Here is a 19,868-nt window from a genome sequence, read left to right as displayed (position 1 = left end):
CCCCACTCCTTCCCATTCCGAACAGGACAGTGAAACGTCTCCGCGCCGATGATAGTTGGTTGTATTTCCAGTGAAAGTAGGTCATCGCCAGGCTCCCTACAAACGAAGCCCCTGTTGATTAGATGTCAGCAGGGGCTTTTCGTGTGCGCCAGGCGCACGTGTGTTTATGTGGTGAAAGTCCACTGACCGCCCGAGAAGGGGAAGGTCTAGCGACTCGGCAGAGTCAGGGAGGCAACGATCTGATGAAGGAAGCCGATAGCAAATAGCCAGTCCGACGAACAGGAAGCGGATGCGAGGCGTCTCAATTGGGAGAGCGAGCAAGAAGTCGTTAACCTCATACTTCTACGGACACAGTTGAGGCGTAAATCCGACGGATAGGGCTGGAAGCGCATGTGTGATACCCGGGGAGATCCCTGTCAGTGCCTATGGCTACCGACGCCGCAAGGCGGAGGGATGCTGACAGGGAAGTCAGTCGAGGCCGTAGCAGGCGAGAAATCGCCGAAGGACCGAATTCAAACATTGCAAGTAGAGGATGCATATCTCTTCGACAGCGACGGCAGTAGCCGCGGGAAACCGTAATCGAAGCAAATCGAGTAGATCTGCCCGGAGGATGGAGGACGGAAGCCGGGATCCAGGGGGCGGGGCCGGAGGCCGAACAAGCTACGGTAAGGATGCACCATTGGACGAAAGCAGGAGGACCAGTGATAACGCTGGAAGAGGTGCTATCACCAAGAAACCTGCTTCAGGCATGCGATCGGGTGATATTAAGGTGATCATCTATTAGTTACGCAGGGATCAAGGAAAATTCAAGTTAATCAATGATGTTATCTGACAGACATCGACTAAATGATGGCTTCGTTAATAACCAATAGGGGAGCTCCGGGGGTTGACGGCATGACTGTCGACCAATGCTCGTGGCACTTTGCCAGGCATGGCGCGAGCATCTGAGCGCACATCCGGCAGGGAACGTACATTCCCTTCCCGGTGCGTCGCGTTGATATTCCAAAGCCGAACGGAGGCACCAGAATGCTGGGCATTCCGACGGTGCAGGACCGCGTGATCCAGCAGGCAATCGCGCAGATTCTGACTGCGCACTACGACCCGACCTTTTCGGAATACAGCTATGGATTCCGTACGGGACGCAGTGCGCATGACGCGATCAAGCAATCGACCGCCTGCCTTGAAGGCGGCTGTCGCTTCATCGTTGAAATGGATCTTGCGAAGTTCTTCGATACGGTGAACCACGACAGACTGATGTCGCGCCTTGAGAAGGACTGCGCCGACAAAGCGCTTCTGAAGCTGATCCGACGGTATTTGCGGACGGGCATCATGGCTGACGGGCTGGTTGAAGCTCGCGAGGAAGGCACGCCGCAAGGATCGCCGCTCAGCCCAATCCTGTCGCTGATCGTCCTTGACGAACTCGACAAGTTCTTGGAGAAGCGCGGATTTCGATTCTGCCGCTACGCAGACGACGTCGGCCTGTATGTGCAGTCGCGTCGCGCGGGCGAACGTGCGCTGGCAACGGCAACGAAATTCATCGAGGAGACGCTCAAGTTGCGGGTTAACCGTGATAAGAGCGGCGTCTTTCGCCCTGGAAGGGCGAAATTTCTCGGCTACACGTTTTGGCGCCGGAACCCAATCGCACACCCGAAAAGCATCGACAGGCTGAAGAAGAAGCTGAAGGCTGTCTTCTTTCGGGCGCGAGGCTCATCGCTTCTCGCGACCATCAAGCGACTCAACATGATCCTGCGAGGGTGACGGAATTATTAACGAAGCCATCATTTAGTTGATGCAACTCAGATAACATTATTGATTAACTTGAATTTTCATTGATCCATACGTAACTAATGGATGATTGCCTTAATATTTCCAGCTTGACCTTCGCAAATCGGTATACGACAAGCTGGACTGCCATATCCGGAGACACCTTCGGAAGCTGGTGTGGCGGGCATGGAAGAAGCCGAAACGCCGATTGGCGGCCCTGATCAAGCTGGGGATGCCCATTGCTGAAGCCAGAAAAGCCGCCGGTGTCGGCGCAGGCGCCTGGATGATGTCAGGGACGCAAACCATGCACAAGGCATACCCGCTCGACTTCTTCCGACGTAACAAGCTGTACTCTCTGCTGGAGATGAGATAGCAACCTTCATTCATGTTTGAAAACCGCCGGATGCCGAACGGCATGTCCGAAAGGGCCCGATCACAGAGTCATGCGGTGTGGAAGGGGGCCTGCAAAGGGGCCCCCGACCCGATCTTTTTCGTCGTTTGGTTCAGGCCAGAAAAAAAAGAGCCGAAGGCGCAATGCCTTCGGCTCTCTGATGCGTAGCGAGCTGCTTTTGAAGTTAAGCCTTGAGCGCCGTTTCGCTCACGCCTGCCTTGGCGCAGGTTCTGAGGATTGCCGCCCATTCGCCTTCGGAGATTTCGACGCCGTTTTCGGTGCGGTCCTTCGTGCGCTGCATTTCGATTTCGCCCGGGCAGAGGATGGGGTTCCCGACCGGATCGGCTTCGGGCGAAGCCTTCACGTATTCAATCATCGAATCCATCTCGCGCTTCATCCAGGCAAGATCGCAGAGTGCTTCCGGATTGATGACGAAACTCGTCATGTTGTTCATGATCGTGCCGTCGCGCTCGACGAGCTCCGGAGAGTTCGTTCCGCCCGTGGAGAGAAGGCCCGCGAGGAGTTCGCAGGCAAAGCAGAGGCCGGCGCCCTTATAGAGGCCCATCGGCAGCAGCGCGCCCTTCGGATCCTCCCACATGACTTTCGGATCCGTGGTGGGCTGCCCCTTGCTGTCCACCATGACGGGGATCGGGAACTGCTTCTTGGCCAGATAAGCAACGCGGGTCTTACCCATCGCAACGATCGAGGTCGCGAAGTCGAGAATGAAGCGCTGGTTCTTTTCCGTCTTCGGAATCGCACAGCAGAAGGGGTTGGTGCCGAAGCGGGCGTCTGAACCGCCCCAGGGAGCGACGAGCGGGATGTAGTGGGTGACGTTAACGAAGTGAATCGAGACCATGCCGGCATCCGCGCACTGTTCGCCATAGGTGCCGATGCGCCCCAAGTGACAGGTGTTGGCGATCGTGTACATGCAGATGCCGTTTTCCTTCGCGCGGGCAATTGCCGCCTTCGTCGCTTCATAACCCACGCGCTGGCCGTAGCCGCGGTCGCCGGAGAACTGCAGGATGGAGCCGCCGTCCTTAAGGAGCCTGGCGGGCGTATTGGGATGGAGCCTTCCGTCGGCGATGAGGTCGCTGTAGAGGGCGATCATGCCGACGCCGTGGCTGTCGTGCCCTCGGAGGTTCGCGTTGATGAGATGGTCGGTGACGATGCCGGCTTCTTCAGCGGAGCTCCCGGTGGCAAGGAGCCACTCATAGGCAGCGGTGCGGAGTTCTCGGGGACTGTGGCGCATTTGGGTGTTCCTCCTCAGGGCGTCCAATGTTCTTCAATCTTTTTCTGAAGCAGACGAGGCTCGTCCGCCTCGCGCAGAAAGCGCATTGCCGGAAATTGTGTCGCGTGAGTGCCTTTCTTGGCAATAAGGCGCATTCACTAAGAACATTGAGAAGAGAGGAGGTCCCGGCAGACCGCAGGCAAAGAAAAAGGAGCGCTGATCGAAATCAGTACTCCTTCTTCAAAAATTCTTTGGCTCCCCGAGCTGGGTTCGAACCAGCGACCTGCGGATTAACAGTCCGTCGCTCTACCGACTGAGCTATCGGGGAATCAAGAAGATGAATTATATGAGGGCTTTATTGTTTTGCCAAATTTCTAAATGTAAATAAATGTAACAAAACGATGGTTCATTATTTTATTGTTGATATTTAAGGATTCTCGTCTTCACCTTGAGCTTCTCTGCGCCCGGAGCTTTTCGTAGAATGAGCCGGTTCCCGTCTGTTTTTTTTGTGAGGCTCTTCCCTTGCAGATCGTCACCTATCCGAATTCTCCCTTCATCCTTCATGAACCCTTTCCCCCGGCAGGCGACCAGCCCCAGGCGATTGAGGCGCTCTGCAGGGGCGTGGAGAACGGGCTCATGTACCAGACGCTCCTCGGGGTGACGGGATCGGGAAAGACCTACACGATGGCGAATGTGATTGCGCGCGAAGGGGTGCCGGCAATCATCTTTGCGCCCAACAAGACGCTCGCCGCTCAGACCTATTCCGAGATGCGCGACTTCTTCCCTGAGAACGCCGTCGAATACTTCGTTTCCTACTACGACTTCTATCAGCCGGAAGCCTACGTGCCTGCGCGGGATCTCTTCATCGAGAAGGATGCTGCGGTGAACGAACACATCGAACAGATGCGGCTTGCGGCAACGAAGTCGATTCTCGAGCGGCGCGACACCATCATCGTGGCGACGGTCTCGGCGATTTACGGCATCGGCGCGCCCGAGAGCTACACCGAGATGCGCCTCATCCTGCGTGCGGGCGATCGGAAGTCCCAGCGCGATCTGATCGGGCAGATCGTCCGTATGCAGTACCGGCGCTCCGACATGGAATTCACGCGCGGGACCTTCAGAGTCCGGGGCGACACGATCGACATCTTCCCGGCCGAACACGCGGAAACCGCCGTCCGCATCGAGCTCTTTGACGACGAGGTGGATGCGATTCTCCTTTTTGATCCCATTACAGGGAAGACCATTCAGAAGGTGCCGCGCTTCGTCGTCTATCCGGCGAGCCACTACGTGACGCCGCGCGAGGACATTCAGCGCGCGATCGGGACGATCAAGGCGGAATTGAAGGAAAGGAAGGAAGAGCTCCTCAGCCAGAATCTTCTCGTTGAAGCGCAGCGCCTCGAGCAGCGCACGCTCTTTGACCTCGAGATGCTCGACCAGGTGGGGTTCTGCAAGGGGATTGAAAACTATTCGAGGCACCTTACGGGCCTTCCGCCCGGGGAGCCGCCGCCCTGCCTCATCGACTACCTTCCTGCCGACACGCTCATGTTCTTTGACGAAAGCCACGTCATGATGGGGCAGCTCGGGGGCATGTATCGCGGCGACCGCGCGCGAAAGGAAACGCTCGTGCGCTACGGCTTCAGGCTCCCCTCGGCGCTCGACAACCGGCCTCTGAGGTTCGACGAGTTCGAGCGCAAGATGCGCCGATCAATCTTTGTGTCGGCCACTCCTGCGGAATACGAGCTCGAAAAGAGCGGCGGCGAAGTGGTCGAGCAGGTCGTGCGCCCGACGGGCCTCGTTGACCCGGCCGTTGAAGTGAGGCCTGCCGTGACCCAGGTGGACGACCTCCTTTCCGAAATCACGGAAACCGTGAAGAAGGGCGAGCGCGTGCTCGTCACGACCCTCACGAAGAAGATGGCCGAGGATCTCACGGACTTTCTCTCCGACCAGGGCGTTCGCGTGAGGTACCTCCACTCCGACATCGATACGGTCGAGCGCGTCGAGATCATCCGGGATCTGCGTGCGGGAACGTTCGATGTGTTGGTCGGCATCAACCTCCTTCGCGAGGGCCTCGACATTCCGGAGGTTTCGCTCATTGCGATTCTCGATGCCGACAAGGAAGGGTTCCTGAGAAGCTACCGCTCCCTCATTCAGACGATCGGGCGCGCCGCGAGAAACCTTCACGGCCGCGCGATTCTCTATGGCGACAAGGTGACCGATTCGATGAAGGCTGCGATCACCGAAACGGAACGCCGCCGCGAAAAGCAGGAGGCCTTCAATCTTGCGCACGGCATTACGCCGCGGGGCGTCAAGAAGGAGATCCGCGAAATCATCGACGGCGTCTACCGCGGTCCCGACGTGCAGGAAGAAGTGAAGGAAGCGGTGCGCGACATCGAGATCGCGGGCGACGAAAAGGCGCTCGCGAAGCGCCTGAGGGAGCTCGAAGCCGAGATGATGGGCTATGCGCGCGACCTTGATTTCGAAAAAGCCGCCAAGGTGCGCGAGGAAATCAAGGCGCTCCGGAAGTCCGCTTTCGGCGCGTCCGTCAATGCCTGAGAAGCGTCTTCTTTCGCGCTCTCCCTGACTTTCTAAGGTTTAGAGGGTTTGAAATATTCGCGGGGATTTGGGTATTCGCCTCTAGGAAAATTAGACACCCTGCAGTAGGATAGGTCTGACAAAATCCACTTTTCCCTCAGGTTGAGCTTCTCCCCGGATTCTCGCGAGGATCGGAATATTCAAGATGGATGACCAGCTGATCAAAATTCTCTTCGTCTGCACCGGCAACGTGTGCCGCAGTCCCATGGCTGAAGCCATCTTCAAGAAGAAGGTGAAGGAAGCGGGCTACGACGACGTCATGACCGCATCGAGCGCAGGCACCTCCGGCGAGCATGTGGGCGATCCGTGCGATCAGCGCGCCGTGCTCACCTGCCGCCGCCGCGACGTGCAGCTTGCAGACCACCGCGCCCGTCAGATCACGCCCGAGGATTTTGCGGAGTACGACCTTATCCTTGCAATGGACTGGGAAGTGCTCACGGAGCTCCAGCAGCGCTCGCCCGCGCAGTTCCGTCACAAGATTCAGCTCATGATGCGCTACGCCAATGAGTTCGATGAAGCCATCGTTCCCGATCCCTATTTCGGCGTGAACGAGGGTTTCGTGCAGGCCTTCGACTACTGCTCCGACGCCTGCGAGGGACTCATTGAATTCTTCGAGAAGCGCGCGAAGCAGCTGCGCGCCGAAAGGGTTGCGGCGAAGAAGTAGTCCAGCGGTTTCCTCCCGCATCGCCGGGAAGATCCGGAACTCAGAAAACACCAAACGGATGTCTGATGCTCTCAGGCGTCCGTTTTCTTTTTGTTGCGCCTGAAAGATTCACAATCATTACCTGACTTGTTTTGTCAGGATTCGCAGAGTAGAATCCGTTCGCAAAATTGACTGATTTAGTCAGGATTGATTTTACGGGTTTCCCCGGATAATCGGAGGATGAGAACTTGAAGCTCACGACGAAAGGGCGTTTTGCCGTTACGGCCATGCTCGATCTGGCGATTCAGGCCGAAGAGTCTGATTCGCCGATTCCGATCGCGCAGGTGGCCGAACGTCAGAAGATCTCGCTTCCTTATCTCGAGCAGATTTTCTGTCGTCTGCGCCGCGCAGGGCTTGTTGAAAGCACCCGCGGACCGGGCGGCGGCTACCGGCTTGCCGAGCCCGCGCTGTCAATCACCATTGACCGCATCATTCTCGCGGTCGATGAAAACATGGATACCACCCAGTGCGGCGGGGAAGGCACGTGCCTTGGGGGCGCCTCCTGCCTCACGCACCATCTTTGGGAAGACCTCAACGGCGTCATTGAACGCTTCCTCGCCGGCATTTCGCTCGCGTCCCTCGCGGCCGAAGCGGAAAAGCATCCGGGAAGCGGACATTCGGCTCAGATACCCGCAGTGATTCCGGTGAGGCAAAAAGAGGCGCACGGACCGACCACGTCGGCCTGAAGCTCCCGCTCAAGAACCGTCAATCAAGAACTTTCAATCTTCAGGAACCTTTAAAAATGAAGCTTCCGGTTTACCTCGACTACTCCGCCACGACCCCGTGCGATCCCCGCGTTGTGGAAAAGATGGTGCCCTACCTCAACGTTCACTTCGGCAACCCTGCCTCCCACAGCCATTCCTACGGCTGGGAAGCGGAGAAGGCCGTTGAAGAGGCCCGCGCCAACATTGCGGCCTTGATCAGCGCGGATCCGCGCGAGATCGTCTTCACGTCCGGCGCGACTGAAGCCGACAACCTCGCCATCAAGGGCGCCGCGCACTTCTACCGCGACAAGGGCCGCCATCTCATTACGGTGAAGACCGAACACAAGGCAGTGCTCGATTCGATGCGCCACCTCGAGAGCGAAGGCTTTGAGGTGACCTACCTTGACGTGCAGGAAAACGGCCTCATCAAGTGGGAGGACCTCCTTGCCGCCATTCGCCCCGACACGATCCTCATTTCCGTGATGGCCGTCAACAATGAAATCGGCGTCATCCAGGACATCGAGCGCATCGGCGCGCTCTGCCGCGAAAAGGGCATCGTCTTCCACTGCGACGCGACGCAGGCCGCGGGCAAGATCGACCTCAACGTCGACAAGCTCCACGTTGACCTGATGAGCCTCTCGGCGCACAAGGTCTACGGCCCGAAGGGCATCGGCGCCCTCTACGTGAGAAGAAAGCCCCGCGTTCGCATTGAGTGCCAGATGCACGGCGGCGGCCACGAGCGCGGCATGCGCTCGGGCACGCTCCCGACGCACCAGATCGTCGGCATGGGCGAAGCCTACCGCATCGCCCGCGAGGAAATGCCCGTTGAGGTGCCGCGTCTGCGCGCCCTGAGGAACCGCCTCTGGGAAGGCATTCAGAAGAACATCCCCGAGGTGTACCTGAACGGCGACTGGGAGCACCGCGTCTGCTTCAACCTCAACGTGAGCTTTGCCTTCATCGAGGGCGAGAGCCTCATGATGGCGGTGAAGGACCTGGCGGTTTCCTCGGGCTCTGCCTGCACGTCGGCGTCGCTTGAACCCTCCTACGTTCTTCGTGCGCTCGGCCGCGACGATGAGCTCGCGCACAGCTCGATCCGCTTCACGCTCGGGCGCTTCACCACTGAGGAAGAAATCGACTACGCCGTCAAGGTTCTCACGGAAGCCGTGAAGAAGCTCCGCGCGCTCTCGCCCCTCTGGGAAATGCATCAGCAGGGCGTTGACCTCAAGTCGATCAAGTGGGCGAACCACTGAGTTCAGGAAGAACCCAACCAAGAATTTGAAGTGCGTTCCGGGGCGACGTCTATACGTCCCGCCCCGGAAAGGAATCTGGAGACAAAAAATGGCCTACAGCGAAAAACTGCTTGACCACTACGAACACCCCCGCAACGTGGGCACGCTCGACAAGGATGCGGCCGACGTCGGCACCGGCATGGTGGGCGCTCCCGCCTGCGGCGACGTGATGCGCCTGCAGATCAAGGTGAACGACAAGGGCGTCATTGAAGACGCGAAGTTCAAGACCTACGGCTGCGGCTCCGCGATCGCCTCTTCCTCGCTCGTTTCCGAGTGGGTGAAGGGCAAGACCCTCGACGAAGCCGGCAAGATCAGCAACGCCGAAATTGCCGACGAGCTCGCCCTCCCGCCCGTCAAGATTCACTGCTCCATCCTCGCCGAAGACGCGGTGAAGGCGGCGATTGCCGACTACCGCTCGAAGCACGAAGCGAAGAAGGAGGCGTAAGGAAAATGGCTGTTACGCTTACCGAAGCGGCTGCAAAGCACGTTCAGAAGTACATCGACCGCCGCGGCAAGGGCATCGGCCTGCGCGTGGGTGTGAAGACCTCCGGATGCTCCGGCATGGCCTACAAGCTTGAATTCGCCGACTCGACCGAGCCCGACGACCAGATCTGGGAAAGCCACGGCGTCAAGGTGATCATCGACGAGAAGAGTCTTCCCTACATCGACGGCACCGAGCTCGACTACACCCGCGAGGGTCTTCAGGAAGGGTTCCGCTTCAAGAACCCTCACGAGAAGAGCCGCTGCGGCTGCGGCGAGTCGTTCCACGTCTGATTTTTTCCCAGGGTAGTTTTACCGCGATGGCTATGCTTTCCGCTTTTGAGCTTTTCGGGCTCCCTGAAAAGTTCGCGATTGATCTCGAAGCGCTCGAAAAAGCGCACGAACGTGCCATTCTGAAGGTGCACCCGGACCGCTTTGCCGGGCGCCCGGCCGCCGAGCGCCGCGTTGCCGAACAGTGGAGCGCCCGCATCAACGAGTTCTTTGATGTTTTGAAGGACCCGGTGAAGCGTGCGGCGCTTCTTTGCGAAGCCGCAGGCCACCCGGTCGACGCCGAAACGAACACCCGGATGCCTGCCGACTTCCTGATGGAGCAGATGTCCTGGCGCGAGGATCTTGACGACGCGAAGGACGAGAGCGCCCGCGAAGCCGTCCGCGACAAAGCGCGGGCGAGGTTCGCCGAATGCGAGTCGAAGCTCGAGTCCGCCATCGACTCTGAGAAGGACTGGACGAAGGCGGTCGACCTCACGCGCAGGCTCATGTTCATCGGGCGCTTCCTCGAGCAGACGAGCGCAAAGTCCTCGCCCATGCTTTGAAGCCCACGCCCCTACTTTTCGGATTTTCCTTTTCTTAACCAAAGATTTCATCATGGCACTCTTTCAGATCGCCGAACCCGGACTTTCTGCCGCTCCCCATGAGCATCGCCTTGCCGTCGGGATCGACCTCGGAACGACGAATTCGCTTGTCGCCACCGTGATTTCCGCTTCTCCCGAAGTGCTCGCTGATGAAGAAGGCCGGCGGCTTCTCCCTTCCGTCGTGCGCTACCTTCCCGACGGGACGGTGGAGACGGGATGGAAGGCCCTCGAATCCGCGGAAAAGGATCCTCAGAACACGATTTATTCCGCTAAGCGCTTGATCGGCAGAAGCCGTGCGGATCTGAAGAACCTTCCGTCGCTTCCCTATGAGATCGATGATGCGCCGGGCGGGGTCGCCATCCGCACCGCTGCCGGGATGAAGTCTCCGGTTGAGGTGAGCGCCGAGGTTCTGAAGGCCCTCAAGGCCCGCGCCGAGGAGCGCCTCGGAGGCGAACTTACCGGCGCCGTCGTGACGGTGCCCGCCTACTTCGACGACGCGCAGCGCCAGGCGACGAAGGATGCGGCAAGGCTCGCCGACCTCACGGTCCTGCGCCTTCTCTCGGAACCCACTGCCGCAGCTCTCGCTTACGGGCTCGACAACGAGGCCGAAGGCATCTACCTCGTCTATGACCTGGGAGGCGGCACCTTCGACGTGTCGCTCCTCAAGCTCTCGTGCGGCGTCTTTGAAGTCCTCGCGACGGGCGGCAACGCTGCCCTCGGGGGCGACGACTTCGACCACGCGGTCTACGACGCCTTTGCGGCGGAGATCGGAAGCGAAACGGAACTTTCGCCCGAAGACCGTCGTCAGATGCTCGACAGCGCGAAGCGCGCGAAGGAATCGCTCACGGACGCGGATTCCGTCGACGTGCGCTTTACACTTTCCTCGGGCCGCGAATTCTCGACCACGCTCACGCGCGAAGCGTTCGACCGGATGACGAAGGCGCTCGTCGATGAAACGATCGAGGCCGTGACGCGCGTGCTTGCCGACGCAAAGCTCTCAAAGTCGGAAGTCAAGGGCGTCGTCCTTGTGGGCGGCTCGACCCGCATGCCCTCTGTTCGCCGCGAAGTGAAGGAATACTTCGGGTTCGAGCCCCTGACCGGCATCGACCCCGACTGCGTCGTTGCGGTCGGCGCCGCCATGCAGGCGAATAAATTAGCCGGCAACACCACGGCCGACGACGACTGGCTTCTGCTTGACGTGACGCCTTTGTCGCTTGGTCTTGAGACCATGGGCGGGCTCGTCGAAAAGGTGATTCCGCGAAACAGCGCCATTCCGACGGCGCGCGCTCAGGACTTCACGACCTTCCGCGACGGCCAGACCGCCATGGCGATTCGTGTCGTTCAGGGCGAGCGCGAGGTGGTGGATGCCTGCCGGTCGCTCGCGCGCTTTGAGCTCAGGGGCATCCCGCCGATGGCGGCGGGCGCCGCCCGCATTCGCGTCACCTTCCAGATCGACGCCGACGGACTCCTCTCCGTTTCCGCCCGCGAGATGACGACGGGCGTTGAGGCGAGCGTTGTCGTGAAGCCTTCCTACGGGCTTTCCGACGACGATATCGTGCGGATGCTGAAGGAAGGGAATTCCTCCGCTGAATCCGATATGGCCGCGAGGAAGCTCCGCGAAGAGCAGGTTGAGGCAAGGCGCCTCCTTGAAAGCACCCGGAGCGCCCTTACAGCCGACGGCGACCTTTTGTCAGGAAAGGAGCGCGCTGAAATTGAGACCCTCGGCGACACGCTCGCCGCTCTTGTGACGGGCACCGACGCCGACGCGATTCACGCCGCTGCAGATGCTCTTTCGAAGGGCACGGAAACCTTTGCCGAACGCCGCATGGACCGCTCGATTCGCGCGGCGCTCGCCGGGAAGTCCGTCAACGACGATATGTTCTCGATCGACCCGGAATCCAAATAATTCATTTCAATCTTTAGGTTGCGCCTCCCGACATTCCCATGGCCGAGGCTGACCCCCACTACTCTAGGAAAACAATAATGCCGAAGATTACCGTTCTCCCGCATGAGGAACTCTGCCCGCAGGGCGTTACCTTTGAAGCCCAGAAGGGCGAAACCGTCGCGAAGGCGCTTCTCGCCAACGGCGTCAAGATTCCGCACGCCTGCGAATTCAACTGCGCCTGCGCCACCTGCCACGTGATCGTGCGCAAGGGCTACGACTCCCTCTCCGAGCCTTCCGACAACGAGCTCGATCATCTTGACACCGCCTGGGGCGCCTGCCAGGAATCGCGCCTCTCGTGCCAGGCCAAGATGGGCGACGAGGACATCACGATCGAGATCCCGAAGTACAACCGCAACGTCGTTGGCGAACGGGAATAACCGAGATGCTCAGGTGGTCTGATGCTCAGATGATCGGTGAAGAGCTCGCGGACGCGTACCCCGAGCTCGATCCTCTGACGCTTTCCTTCGTGAAGCTCCACGACCTGATCGTGAAGCTTCCCGACTTCGGGGATGATCCTGAGAAGTCGAACGAGCGGATTCTCGAAGCGATTCTTCAGGCGTGGCTCGACGAGCGCGATTGAAGCTTCCAGCAGGAGAAAGACGCAAAAGAGAAGGCCGCTTTAGGGAGTCCCCGGAGCGGCCCTCTCTTTTTCTGTTGGAGGAGATGCGGTTTGGAGCGCATCATGCCGTCATGTTTCGGCTCCCCAGCAGTGCCATCGCATCTTCGTGCCAGGAAGCTTCTGGAACGTGATATTGTAAATTCTTGATATTTACAGAGATTTATGAAATCAAGAGTATGGTCTTGATTTTTTAAAGATCATACTCTTGATTTCATTCATACCTCTCCGTTTGGAACTTCTGATGGAAAAGGAAGCAGGGTTCCCAGTGCGGGACGCTCTGAATGACCGGGAAGGCCGTCTATCGGGGAAAAGAGCAGCCTTCCCGTCGTCAATCGCAGCGCGTTCTGCTTCAGGCGAGCTTCTTCACGGCTTCCTTCAGGGTTGCTTGCCAGCGAAGAAGATCCGCTTCCACGGTCGGGTTCTTGTAGACGTCGCGCACGGCAAAGGTCGGCAGGAACGGCTTCATGCCCATGTAGGCAAACTGCTTGTGCAGCGGAAGAAGCACTTCTTCAATCCCTCGTGCGTCAAAAAATTCGCCCGGTTCGTCGAGCGCCTTTTTGGGCGCATTCCATGTCGTGCTCAGCCAGTAGTGCTTCGAGGTGAGAAACCCTCCTGAGCCATACTTCTTATCCGGGTCCGTGCGCGTTCTGCCGTCCGTGCCGCAGATCTTCGGGTGCGTGAGCACTTCGTCCTGCCAGCGGGTGTAGTGCCTGGGCGTCGACATCGCCCAGATCGGCGTCTGCACCAGAATCAGGTCGGCAGCCAGGATTTTTTCAATTTCCTCTTCAAGCGTCCACTCGTTGTTGAGGTCCGTGAGGAGCGTCTTCACACCGGCCGCTTCAAAGGCCTCGCGGGCAAGCCGAGTCATTTCTTCGTTGAGCTTCCCGCTCTTCCCCTGGGCGCGGATGCCGGCATTGACAATCAATACGGTTTTCATGGTGTTCCTCATTCGATAAAACTAGTTTTGAGAGCCCGTCAGTCCTCGGGGGACTCCCATTCGCGAAAGGTCTTGAGCTTCATATCGGCGGCGGCATGATCGAGCTGAGCCATGTCTTCGGCGTCAAGCTTCAGCGCAGCGAGTCCGGCCGCCTCTTCAACCTGGAGCACTTTGGTAACCCCGAGAATCGGGATCGTGCCTTTTTCGATCGCCCATCGGGAGGCAATCTGCGAGGGCGCGGCGCCGTGCTTTTGAGCTACGGTTCGGATTGCCGCCATGAGCGGAGCGATTTCTCCCCTGCGGCTGTTGTAGAAGGCGCCGCGGCCGCTTCCAGAGGGCATCGGATGCGCTTCGTCGAATCTTCCCGTGAGCGCCCCCTGTTCAAGGACCATGTAGGAATAGAAGTCGATGCCGTTGGTGCGGCAGAAGTCGACGAGGCCGCTATCGAGCGAGGCGCGGTGCATGAGGCTCAGGTGGTTCTGGATGGCCGAGAGGCGGCAGCCTGCTTCGCCGAGGATCTCTATCACGCGCTTCACCTGAGCGAGCGTGTGGTTGGAGACGCCGATCGCCCGGATGCGGCCTTCCTTGAGAAGCGGAACGACCTGAGGCGTCCATCACTCGACGTCCGCAGAGTTGTGAATCCAGTAGAGATCGATGTAGTCGGTGCCGAGCCTTTTGAGGCTCTCCTCAAGCATGGCTTCGACGGGCTTTTCCACGCTGGCCGCAATCTGCGGCGTGAACTTCGTTGAGATGACGACGCTCTCGCGTGGGATGCCCTTCAGAAGTTCGCCGAGAATGGCTTCCGAACTGCCATTCCCGTAGATGGCAGCAGTATCAAAGCTGCGGATGCCGAGTTCGAGCGCTTTTTCAACGACGGGCTTCAATGCCGCAGCATCGAGTGCGGCGCCGAAAACCTGGTCGCCGCCCGCGAAGCCTGCTCCCCAGGCCCAGGCACCCGCCATAACGGGAGATGCTTTTGCTTCCTTCATGAGAGCTGCTCCTCAAAATTCATTCCAATCCGGGAAGGAATTCGGCCTGGCCAGTTCCGCTTTCCTGATGAAGGAGCAGTCTATAGAAGCTAATTAATAATAGCAAATAGCGATATATAATAATTAAAAATTGCTTTTAGCTATATACAAACGAAGTCAGGAGCCGCTCACGATGCGGAGCTGATTCTCGGTTTCGCGCCAGTATTCAAGGAGCTTCTTTGCCGCGGGCGAAAGCGGTCTCGCGGGATTCCAGGCCGCGGAGACGCTTGAGTGAACCGCCGGACTGAGAGGAATCCATTTGAGTGCGGAGGCGTCCGAATCCGCGATGATGCCGTCGATCGCCAGCACGTGCGCGACGCCTTCGCGCGCCATGAGAGAAGCATTGAAGAGGAGCGTATAGGAGCCGACGATCCGCACGTCGTTCCAGACGCTCCCGAACCATCCGGAGAGGTCGTTCCGGCGGCAGGATTGCTCTGAAATCATGACGGGGTGCCCGAGGAGATCCTTCGGGTCAATTACGGATTTCGAAGCAAAGGGGCCGTCGCGGCGGGAGAGGAGCCCCCAGCGGGCGTTCTGAGCAAGGGGCATCAGCGCAAAATGGGTGGAGTCGGCGTTCCCGACGAAAACGACGAAGTCCGAGAGCCCGATCTGCAGATCGTGGCGCGCGGCTTCCTCATCGGCGCTCACAAAATGAACGCGCACGCGAGGGGCTTCCTCTTGCAGCTTCCCCACGGCGTGAATCAGACCTCGAAGCGCCGGGGTTTCCGCGGCGGTGATGCGGATGTCGCCCGTGAGTCCTTCCTCTGCCGCGGCTTCCCGCCGCGCCTGATCGTAGAGCGCCACGATGTTTTTGGCGCGCTCGTAAAGGCGCTCTCCCCGGGGCGTGAGCGAAACGCTTCGGGTCGTGCGCGCAAAAAGCGCATGACCGAACTCGGACTCAAGCTCCTTCAGTTGCTTCGAGAGCGTCGGCTGAGCAACTCCGAGGAGCTTTGCCGCCCGGGTATAGCTTTCTTCCTCGGCGACGGTGATGAAGTAGCGGAGGCTGCGGATGCTTTCCATGATGAGTTTGATTCAGGAATGACGTGAGGAATGGCTTCTTCAGCTCGTTGTGTTCAGCTTCCAGCCGTTCACATAGCCGAGCGCAGGACTGGTTCGAGCAACGTAGTAAAAGAAGAGGCGGTATTTGGAGTTGAGGACTCTGTGAACCGACTGAAACTCTGACCGTCCCGCACAGACATAGGTTCCTGTTTTGTCGGTATGGAAATACCACCCGCACGTCTCGCACTCTTTCTTCAGCCATTCAAGGCCTTCTGCGCGGAGAGCAGTTAGCTCTTCCGACTCCGGGGGCCGTGATGAGGTCGCGATAGGTTGGGGTGCTCCGACTATATCCGGAGGCAAGGCAATGCCCGACGGCCAGTTTCTCGGGATAGAAGCCTGGAAGCGTGCGGAAACGTCCTGCGAAAACTCTGACGGCAGAGGGTCATCCAGGCGGAAGAACCCCCCACCGAGCGAAGTTAGCGTGATGTCGGTGCGACGGTTGAGGTCTTCAACGTAAGGACGAAGGGATCTGCGCTTGGAGTAAACATAAATCTTTTGATTGCGTGCCAGAATCCTCCAGCCGTTCAGCTGAACGGCATGGAGCAGTTCTATCAAATCTTTATTGATGTCGTGCTCGTCGGATTCTTCCTCGGACGAATCTTCCGGGGCCGTTTCTTCGGGCTCATTTTCAGCGTCTTCGTTTTCTTCTATTGCAGAGAAGAGGTTCGAAGGTTCGGCATAGGTCTTCGCTGAGGCGGCTGGTCCTAGTTTTGGGACGAGGACGTGCGATGCTTCAGGCGCAGTTTTTTCCTGAGGAAGCTCTTTCTCTTCGGAAGTCGCGGTGATCGCTGCTTCGTCATTGCTCTCCGCGGCAGGTGCGCCGTTCGCAATATTCGCTGCATCAGCGTAGCCGGCGAGTTGAAGCACGCGGTCCCGAAGCTCAGTTTGGGGCTGCTCACGCGTATTCGCCATCGGGGTGATGTCATGCGCGTAAAGCTCAGAGCAGACGCGGTCAATAGCTGCCTTCGGATCGCGGAAGTATTCGGAACCTCTCAGGCGGATGAAGCTCCAGCCGCAGCGTTCGAGCTGAGTCTGACGGACCATGTCGTTCTCGATGGCGTCCGGATCGGAGTGCCAGCGCTCGCCATCGCATTCGAGCGCTATGCTGCGGTTCTTGCCGACCACCACAATGTCGATGCGGTACTTGCCGACCGGGAATTGCTGCTTCAGGCGGTAGCCGCGCTCAAGGAGCGCTTTGGCGACAGGCGCTTCGAAGTGGAGCGAATTTGGGTCAGCGTTCAGTTTTGCCTGTTTTTCGGCGCTCTCCATATTGAGCGAACGCTCGGCATATGCGCAGAGGTCGTGGCGCAGGTCACCGGGCTGCGACTGCAGCTTCCAGTCGAAGGAGTGGATGATCCATACCTGATCGCGGGCGCGGCTGACCGCAACATTGAAGCGCTTTTTCTGGAGATCATTCTCAGTGCTTTCCAGACGGATGAAGCCGTTCTTCTGAGGAACGTCCACGAGCGAGAGGAAAATGACGTCTCGTTCATCGCCCTGGAAGTCGGGGGCTGTGCCGACGATGACCTTGTGCTTGAGAAGCTGTTCGGAGCTGATGGCTTTCTGGAGCTTGTTCGTGATGGACGTTACCTGAGCGCCGCCTCCGCTGGTGCGCATGACGACGACGCCGAAGGTCTTTTCCTTGTACTCCGGAAGTTCAAAGCACGCCTTCATCAGGCGGGCAATGGCGTCGCCTTCCGGTTCATTGGTGTCGCCGTCCTTCCAGCCGGGAACCTGATGGAGAACGAAAGGAGGCAGAAGCTTCGTGGAGTCTGCCGGACGCAGAGGCTCGATGCGTCCGTCATAAGAAAGGTCGTTGCAGTATCCGATGATTGCCGGTACGCAGCGGAAGTGCTCATGGAGCATGACGTGGCTGAAGGCGACATCGGCGAGGTCGTAGAGCGACTGGTCATAGCTGTAGAGATCCGCATTCGGCACCTGTCCGGCGAGCAGGGTCTTGTGAATGCGGTCGAGCATGCCGTCCTTGAGGCCGACCCTAATCGGCGTCACCTGCTTGTTGTCGCCCACGACGACAATCTGTTTGGCGAGGGCGAGCAGTACAACGGATGTGATGTCGGCCTGACTCGCCTCGTCGACGATGACGACATCAAAAAGGCTTCCCGGGCGGAAGCTCGTGATCGCCTGCTGAATCGGAATGATCCACGCCGGAACTGCCGTGCGGCCTTTCTCAAGATTCTGAACGGCAAGCTGCATGTAGAGGGGCGCTTTCTTCCCGGTGCCTTTCCCATACCGACGAAAATTCTGTGCGGCGATTTTGAGGAACTTCAGATCAGCAGGGTTTGCTTCTGCATGCTCAGCCGCACGCGTCCAGGCTTCCTTGGCAGCGAGTTTTCCGGTGAGTTCCCGGATCTGTCTGGACAGCTCTTCCGTCTGCTCTGAAAGAACTTTTGCTTTTTTGGGCGAATGCTCGTTAAAGAGGTGGTCGAGCGCGAGATACATGAAGCTCGCAGCGTATTCGTCGTAAGAGTGCGCGTCAGATGCCGTGCCGTCCCGGAATTGCTGGGTCCAGCCCGGAGCTACTCTTTCGAGCTTCTGCAGAAGAGTGCGCCATGCGCCGAATCGGGCGAGATTGTCGCCCGTGCGGATACGCTTTAATTCCGCAGCTGCCTTTTCATACTTGTCGGCATTGTTCCGGATGCCGGCGCAAATATCCTTAATGAGCGGATAGTCAGCAAACTTTTGCCAGACGGCTTCTTCTTCTGCGATCAGGTCCTCGATTGTTGAGAGCTCTGCCGTAGCCGCCATCTGAAGCATGTAGGGGCTGATGGTCGTGATGAAGTCATGGATGCACTTCAGATGCTCTTCTTCCGTCTTGTTGTTGGCATTGCGGGGAAGGAAGTCATCCAGATTGACTTCTGCGGCATCTAGCTCACTCAGGAACGGCTTGAGGCAATAAGCACTCCAGAAGCTCGCTTCATAAAGAGGTTCTGCGTAACGGCGGCTTAATTCAAAGACGCTCGCATCGAGTTCTTCAAAAAGAGGGCTGCCGGCATGCTTTGCGAGCAGGTTCCATTTCGAGGCAAGCTGATCGATAGTGGCTTTCAAGGAGAGCTTTGTCGCCACAGCTTCCATAGTGCGCGTGCTGAAAACGGGCTCCCCATTGACGGAAAGCTTGCTGAGCACTGCATGCTCGCGCCGACGGCTGATGTTCTTCTCGAGAAAGCTCATCTTGCCGTCAGGGTGAGTTTCTCCGAGCCACGCGAATGCTTCCTTGAATTCGGCGTCATCCAGAAGCGCTTCCGGCGCGAAGGAGATGTCGGCGATTTTAAGATGCGCCTCATCTTCAGCCTTTGCCGCTTCCCGCAGCTCATTGGAAAGATTCTTGAACCGTTCGCCGCGGGAGCTCCCGTCAAGACCTGCGATCAGAGCGCTTCGAACGAGCTTGTCATTCAGAAAATCCTGGAATTTTGAAAGCTCAAGCTTGTTCCATGCTTCGGCAAGCGCAGCAGAGGCATCCCTCAGGCATTCAAATGGACGAGGGATGCTGGCGCTCTCCATTACAAGAATTTTGCGGCCGTCGAGCTGCAGCTTTTCGCTGCACCAGATGCCATTGGAATCCTTGAGCACATGCTGAATCTGCGTGCGCTTATCGTGCCAGGTTCTGATGAGTTCGGGCGACGGCAGAAGCGAAAGATCAGGAAGCCCGGCTTCAAGAAGGTTGCGTTCTTCATTGCTCCAGAGCGTTGAAGAATAGGAAAGCTGCGCTAAATCGTCCCGGGAGAGCGGCATGGCGCCCTCAGGATTGTTTTCGGTCAGAACTGGGCCGGGAACAAAGTCTTTTGCGTACTCGAGCTTCTGAAGACGCTCGGCAATTTGCTGCAGCGTGAGCTTTTCTCCGCAGAAAAGATATTCTTCCGACTCAGGAAGGAACGATTGAAAAACCGCCTGACGCAGGGCTGCGCTTTTCTGGCGCAGCTCATAGCGCCTTTTCCTGATCTTTTCGATTTCCTGACGTTCGTACGCGGGTTCGATGCTTTCAATGCGGTCTGCAAACGCCGTGGCATTTTCGCAATTCTTGACGGGCTGGTCGAGCCACGAGAGGCAAAGCGGCCGGATCTCCTTATTGAGCTTGTCGCTCAGGACGGTGAGCGCCTGCGTTTTCGTGCTCGTCACGAGAACCTGCTTGCCCTTTGCAAGCAGCATTAGATGTCATACTAACTTTCGCCACCCCTTCAACCTTTCATGGAGTGGCAAAACATGCGATATTCGCAGGAGTTCAAAGACAACGTCGTAGCG

At 58.3% G+C, this 19,868-nt stretch carries 15 protein-coding genes, 1 tRNA gene, 1 rRNA gene and 2 pseudogenes; 13 read left to right on the top strand and 6 right to left on the bottom strand.

Translation table 11 applies throughout. The features are described 5' to 3' along the window. The 3 genes and pseudogenes from rrf to GBM95_RS13175 all read left to right on the top strand — a co-directional run. Positions 1-93: ribosomal RNA gene (gene rrf, locus GBM95_RS13230) — 5S ribosomal RNA — on the top strand; the annotation flags it as partial. An 861-nt stretch (positions 94-954) separates the two neighbouring features. Continuing rightward, on the top strand, positions 955-1,758 hold the full coding sequence (gene ltrA, locus GBM95_RS12655; protein WP_226963211.1) for a group II intron reverse transcriptase/maturase: 804 nt from the start codon (positions 955-957) through the stop codon (positions 1,756-1,758). 118 nt (positions 1,759-1,876) lie between these two features. Then, positions 1,877-2,137, top strand: a pseudogene (locus GBM95_RS13175) (group II intron reverse transcriptase/maturase); the annotation flags it as partial. A 202-nt stretch (positions 2,138-2,339) separates the two neighbouring features. Here the strand turns inward: GBM95_RS13175 and GBM95_RS07095 are convergent. Together GBM95_RS07095 and GBM95_RS07090 are read right to left on the bottom strand one after the other, a co-directional pair. After that, positions 2,340-3,404 (bottom strand): malate/lactate/ureidoglycolate dehydrogenase, encoded by a 1,065-nt coding sequence (locus GBM95_RS07095; RefSeq protein WP_152158460.1) that lies wholly within the window; start codon positions 3,402-3,404, stop codon positions 2,340-2,342. A 231-nt stretch (positions 3,405-3,635) separates the two neighbouring features. Further along, positions 3,636-3,711 (bottom strand) — tRNA-Asn (locus GBM95_RS07090). A gap of 194 nt (positions 3,712-3,905) precedes the next feature. Here GBM95_RS07090 and uvrB point away from each other — a divergent pair. The 10 genes from uvrB (at position 3,906) to iscX (ending at position 12,548) form a co-directional block, all read left to right on the top strand. Next, positions 3,906-5,936, top strand: a complete 2,031-nt coding sequence (gene uvrB / locus GBM95_RS07085) for an excinuclease ABC subunit UvrB (RefSeq protein WP_152158459.1) — start codon at positions 3,906-3,908, stop codon at positions 5,934-5,936. 184 nt (positions 5,937-6,120) lie between these two features. Continuing rightward, a complete protein-coding gene (locus GBM95_RS07080; RefSeq protein ID WP_152158458.1) occupies positions 6,121-6,639 on the top strand; it encodes a low molecular weight protein-tyrosine-phosphatase in 519 nt (172 codons plus the stop codon). Positions 6,640-6,866: 227 nt separating this feature from the next. Next, positions 6,867-7,364 (top strand): Rrf2 family transcriptional regulator, encoded by a 498-nt coding sequence (locus GBM95_RS07075; protein ID WP_152158457.1) that lies wholly within the window; start codon positions 6,867-6,869, stop codon positions 7,362-7,364. Positions 7,365-7,420: 56 nt separating this feature from the next. Next, complete coding sequence (locus GBM95_RS07070; protein WP_152158456.1) at positions 7,421-8,632, top strand: IscS subfamily cysteine desulfurase; 1,212 nt, start codon at positions 7,421-7,423, stop codon at positions 8,630-8,632. An 88-nt stretch (positions 8,633-8,720) separates the two neighbouring features. Then, positions 8,721-9,116, top strand: a complete 396-nt coding sequence (gene iscU, locus GBM95_RS07065; protein ID WP_139688005.1) for a Fe-S cluster assembly scaffold IscU — start codon at positions 8,721-8,723, stop codon at positions 9,114-9,116. 5 nt (positions 9,117-9,121) lie between these two features. Next, entirely contained in the window at positions 9,122-9,445 is a 324-nt protein-coding gene (gene iscA / locus GBM95_RS07060; protein ID WP_152158455.1) for an iron-sulfur cluster assembly protein IscA, read from the top strand. A 26-nt stretch (positions 9,446-9,471) separates the two neighbouring features. Next, a complete protein-coding gene (hscB, locus tag GBM95_RS07055) occupies positions 9,472-9,984 on the top strand; it encodes a Fe-S protein assembly co-chaperone HscB (protein ID WP_152158454.1) in 513 nt (170 codons plus the stop codon). Positions 9,985-10,036: 52 nt separating this feature from the next. Further along, positions 10,037-11,929 (top strand): Fe-S protein assembly chaperone HscA, encoded by a 1,893-nt coding sequence (gene hscA / locus GBM95_RS07050; RefSeq protein WP_152158453.1) that lies wholly within the window; start codon positions 10,037-10,039, stop codon positions 11,927-11,929. 77 nt (positions 11,930-12,006) lie between these two features. Further along, complete coding sequence (fdx, locus tag GBM95_RS07045; RefSeq protein WP_139688001.1) at positions 12,007-12,345, top strand: ISC system 2Fe-2S type ferredoxin; 339 nt, start codon at positions 12,007-12,009, stop codon at positions 12,343-12,345. Positions 12,346-12,350: 5 nt separating this feature from the next. After that, positions 12,351-12,548: a Fe-S cluster assembly protein IscX gene (gene iscX / locus GBM95_RS07040; protein WP_152158452.1), complete on the top strand. Its 198-nt coding sequence runs from the start codon at positions 12,351-12,353 to the stop codon at positions 12,546-12,548. 388 nt (positions 12,549-12,936) lie between these two features. Here iscX and GBM95_RS07035 read toward each other — a convergent pair whose 3' ends face one another. The 4 genes and pseudogenes from GBM95_RS07035 to GBM95_RS07020 all read right to left on the bottom strand — a co-directional run bounded on the left by GBM95_RS07035 (position 12,937) and on the right by GBM95_RS07020 (position 19,775). Then, positions 12,937-13,524, bottom strand: a complete 588-nt coding sequence (locus GBM95_RS07035) for an NAD(P)H-dependent oxidoreductase (RefSeq protein WP_152158451.1) — start codon at positions 13,522-13,524, stop codon at positions 12,937-12,939. A gap of 38 nt (positions 13,525-13,562) precedes the next feature. Further along, a pseudogene (locus tag GBM95_RS07030) lies at positions 13,563-14,486 on the bottom strand (aldo/keto reductase). A 183-nt stretch (positions 14,487-14,669) separates the two neighbouring features. Then, a complete protein-coding gene (locus GBM95_RS07025) occupies positions 14,670-15,572 on the bottom strand; it encodes a LysR family transcriptional regulator (protein WP_152158450.1) in 903 nt (300 codons plus the stop codon). Between the two features lie 39 nt (positions 15,573-15,611). Then, positions 15,612-19,775: an AAA domain-containing protein gene (locus tag GBM95_RS07020; RefSeq protein ID WP_152158449.1), complete on the bottom strand. Its 4,164-nt coding sequence runs from the start codon at positions 19,773-19,775 to the stop codon at positions 15,612-15,614. Positions 19,776-19,868 lie beyond the last annotated feature (93 nt).

The sequence above is a fragment of the Sutterella seckii genome (genome assembly GCF_009183815.1).
GTDB lineage: Bacteria > Pseudomonadota > Gammaproteobacteria > Burkholderiales > Burkholderiaceae_F > Sutterella > Sutterella seckii.
This window is presented reverse-complemented; position numbering and strand designations above follow the sequence as displayed.